Raw genomic sequence first — 4,270 nt, forward strand, 5'->3', positions numbered from 1 at the left:
GGCTATCTGTCCCCTGAAAAATTGGATAGCTTCGATTATCAACGTAAAATTGTTCCAATCCATTACGAATGAATTGCAAGTCTGCAACTCTTTGACTGTCACGTGAGCGTGTTAGTGCTACAACGTAAGTGTAGGCTCCTAGTGACGCCAGGATACCAATTATTGCTATAACTGTTAGAACTTCAATTAAGGTAAACCCTCTACGCATACATTAAGGGTCGCTGAAATCTGTGGTAATATCAACCTGCTTAAGGAGGTGTACCTTTTGAGTAAGCGAGAAATAGAAACCAAAAAGCTCAATACGAAGGCATTGTGGGGTATTGGAGCTGGTCTAGCTGCCCTAGGGGCAGCTTCTTGGCTCTTGGTTCGTCACAAAGGCAAACAAAAAGAGCAAGGACGAGCGACTGAACTTGATGTCCGTAGCGATCTAAGGAGCAGAATTCTTAGGGAGTGGATTGTTAGTTTGGAGGCTCGACTACTTCGATCGGAAGCGGCCAACGAAAGGGATATTCTCGCCGAACTAATCAGACAAGCTCGCGCTAAGCTAGCGCAACTTGACTACGAACGGCAACTTCCCCTATCTCTGCGCCTGACTCTAGAGAAAATCCATGAAGCAGAGGCCGAAATGGAGGAGGCCATGATTCAACACGAAGGCGGCTAGGTAACTCTAGTCGCCTTACATTGCGGTCCCAGCGGGAGTCGAACCCGCGATCTTCGCCATGAAAAGGCGACGTCCTAGGCCACTAGACGATGGGACCAAAGCAATAAAATCAACAATTTAAAGAGCTTAGTAGTATAGCTATTTTTTACGAAACTGTCAAAATCACTCAAAATCACTCAATTTGTAGACAAAACTGTCTACAAATTGTAGTCAATTAAGCCAAAGGACAAGGGTGAAAATGATGGTAGCGAGTTCATGGCCGACAGGTTCTATACAACAAAGAATAAAAATAAATGAACGACTTTGATAACGTAAAAAACCGCCTCTCCCTTCAAGCAGTGATCACACAGGAGACAGGCTTCACAATGAAAGGTAAGCACTTGGAAGAATGTCCCTTCTGCACGGGGCATAATTGCTTTGCATTTTATAATGATGGCGCGAGTTATAAATGCTTCCAGTGTGAAGCGTCGGGTGATGTATTCACGTTCCTGCAGGGGTATCACGAACTTAATGCAAATGAGGCTTTGCTCCGTGCCGCAGCAATCGCAGGCGTGGAGATCACCCGCGAGAAGCAAAAGGAAAAGGCCGAGAGTTATCAGGAGCGCATGTACCGGCTGGCTGCTGAACATTATCTTAGTCAAACATCTCAAATCTCAGCAGGGTATAAGTGGTTTACTGAAACACGGGGACATTCTGAGAATACGCTTTATGGGATGCAGGTCGGCTATGCTACTGACAAGCTTCTGCCTTTTCTTAGGAAGGAAGGATTCACCGATGCAAAGATACTAAAATACGGCCTTGCCAGAGAGGATAAAGGCGACGGTATCATCAAAGATTATTTCTGGAAAGGGCTTGCTGTCTTTCCGGTTATCGATCATGACGGGAAGGTTATCTCATTCACATCTAAGGACCCGACAAAGAAGTATCCGGGATTGATGCTTGAGGGTATTAAAAAAATATGGTTCCTTAACTTCCGGGCGTTAGGTAAAGATGACTGTATTATGGTTGAGGGTGAGAATGATATCGCCAGCTTGATGGATATAGGCCTTAATAATGTGATAGGCACTGCAGGGGCTCCGGGAGAGGATCAGATACGCCTCCTGAAGAACTTCTCTGCCGGCAAGACTGTGTACCTCTGGTTTGATAAAGACAAGCAAAAGAATATAAAGAAACGCACCGGAGGGGCGCACCATATTGAGTTCATATACAAGAAGCTGACCGGCGCTGACATAACACTGAAGATAATCACTCATCCCGGTGAGAGTAAGGATGCGGATGAATATATACAAGGTCTTCTGAAGGCAGGGGAGTCCCCAAATAGCGTCCGCTCGAAGATACGGGAGCTGAGGGAGAAATCTGTAGATCCGCTCACATGGGAACTGCAGCAGCTTGCAGAGATTGAAAGCAGTAAAGACAGTCTCGATGTATTCACAGAGAGGGGCTTGTCTGCATTGATCAATACGATACCGTCAAGAGCTGAACAGGAAATACTTATTGACCTGGCGGCAACATCGATAGGGATATCAGTCAATGCGGTAGAAGAACTCGTCAGGAACTCGACAGATCTGTATAAGGAACTCTCCAATAAATTCCATGGAGCCGCAGGAATAAAAAAAGCTGAACCGCTTGAGATAGCGGAGCATATATTCAAGTGGTTCAATAATGGAAGCGGCGCGAGATTCTTTAAGACCGTAGACGGCAAGTGCTATGTATTTTATCAACGCAAAATCTATCTCATAGGTAATAACCTTGACTTTAATACACTGATGCAGGAGTTGACCCGTTTGGCTGCTGTGGAGCGTCCTGGAAGCACTGTATGGTACTTTCTTGAGAACCTCTGCAATATGCGAGGCGAGTTGGTTGATATGATGACCTGGCTGTATACGAACAGGGAGAAGGACATAATCTTCCTGAACCTCAACTCTAATCACAACAAGATCATTCAGATCGAGCCTGGTGAGGATCCTCAGGTCATTGACAACGGGACGAATCAATATTCAGTCCTTCTGTCTTCCAGTCCTCAAATCAAAAGTTTTAATTATACTCATAACCCAAGCGAAGCCGAAGGCTTTGCGGCGCTCAAAGAGCTTCTGATGGATACAACTCCATGTGAGGGACAGATGCGGTACTTCATGGTGTGCTGGATGATCTCTGCTTACTTGATGAACTATCAATCTGACAGGGGACTTTTGCAGATCATTGCCTCAAGTAAGATTGGAAAGTCAAAAGTAGCTGAGAGAATCAGCCAGCTCTTCTATGGAGAGAGTTATGTTGGTAAAGGCACTGGCGCCGCTGAGACCAGAGTGGCAGCAGCGAACCCTTTCTTGTTCATGGACAATGTGGAGAACCGCAACCTTACGATTGGGACAGTAGATTTTCTCCTGCTCCTGGCCAACAGTTCGCACAAACCAAAAGCAAAAGGTGGCTCTGATACAGAGGTGCTTTATCAGAAACTTTTCACTATGGCTATTATCACAAGCATCGAGGCGTTTCCGGGCAGGCTGCCGGAACTTGTGAACAGAACATTTCCATTGCAGCTTGAGCCGCAGTGGAAGCTTCCGGGATATATGCACGATGAGGTCATGCGCCAGATTATTAAAAAGCGTTCGCTCATCCTTTCTTCCATATTAAAGATGGTCGGCCGGAAGGTCCTACCTAATCTGGCGGAGAGATCCTTCTGGTCGAAACATATACAGACTGAGTTCCCCGGACATTATAAAGACAGAAACAATGAGCACATCTGTATGATGATGATCATCCTTGAGTCACTGCTTGAGCATATCCCGTGGAAGAAAGAGACTCCGATAAAGACACAGGCGAGTATGATCCTGAAGCACTGGATTGAAAGCTGGAATGAACAGGAGAGCCAGACGGCCGTGGACTCAAGCACGCTGCTGAATGTTATGGACGGGCTCGCCAAGGAAGTTTATATAAAAATCCGTGGTAAAGGACTGAATAGCATCACCTATCAGTCGCATCCTGAGTTTGAGGCGCCTTATCCGAATCTGTCAGGGGAAGGTTCATATAAGGGAGAGGGTATCGGTGTTTATATATTCGATGACCCTGAATACATGGAGACCTTCTATCTCACAGAGAAGATGGATGATGCAGACTCTGACGATCCAGATGATTTCTTAGAGCAGGTGCAGCGGTTGGAGATCATCATTCCTGCGGCGGATCTCTACACTCTATTGAACCGGTACTGTGCCAACCAGCATACTCGCAATCCTTTTGACGGTCCGACTGCACTGGGGGCGAGGATTTCTAATGATAAGCATATCCTGCAGAAGGGTGGTTGGGATATCGTATCAAAGAAGAAGGGTCAAATGCAGTATAAGAAAGTCAGGGGTAAATGGTACTGGAGATTCTCAAAAAAACTGAGGCCGATAGTATGAAGAGAATAAAAATAATAATACTCGATAAATCAATAAGTTACAGCGTAATTGTATATTTTTTTTATTTAAGCTTGAAATTTGGGAGGCGATTTTTTCATCAGAATACTTCCCATCTTCCCCCTAATTCTATAACTTATTAATTTTAAATATTAATTTATATGTTTTATAGGGGGAAGTTGTGGGGGAACTATGGGGGAAGATGGGGGAATTATGG

At 45.2% G+C, this 4,270-nt stretch carries 2 protein-coding genes and 1 tRNA gene; 2 read left to right on the top strand and 1 reads right to left on the bottom strand.

Annotation, left to right across the window (positions count from 1 at the left end):
• Positions 1-265: 265 nt before the first annotated feature.
• Positions 266-661 (top strand): hypothetical protein, encoded by a 396-nt coding sequence (locus tag Q7U10_08085; GenBank protein MDO8282562.1) that lies wholly within the window; start codon positions 266-268, stop codon positions 659-661.
• Between the two features lie 23 nt (positions 662-684).
• Here the strand turns inward: Q7U10_08085 and Q7U10_08090 are convergent.
• Positions 685-758: transfer RNA gene (locus tag Q7U10_08090), tRNA-Glu, on the bottom strand.
• 196 nt (positions 759-954) lie between these two features.
• Here Q7U10_08090 and Q7U10_08095 point away from each other — a divergent pair.
• Entirely contained in the window at positions 955-4,056 is a 3,102-nt protein-coding gene (locus tag Q7U10_08095) for a CHC2 zinc finger domain-containing protein (GenBank protein ID MDO8282563.1), read from the top strand.
• The last annotated feature ends 214 nt before the right edge of the window (positions 4,057-4,270 follow it).

Source organism: Thermodesulfovibrionia bacterium, assembly GCA_030646035.1.
GTDB lineage: Bacteria > Nitrospirota > Thermodesulfovibrionia > UBA6902 > UBA6902 > JACQZG01.

Bases quoted from the DNA above. Each gene is read 5' to 3' on its own strand.
- Q7U10_08095 (MDO8282563.1), top strand. From the start codon at position 955: ATGAACGACTTTGATAACGTAAAAAACCGCCTCTCCCTTCAAGCAGTG.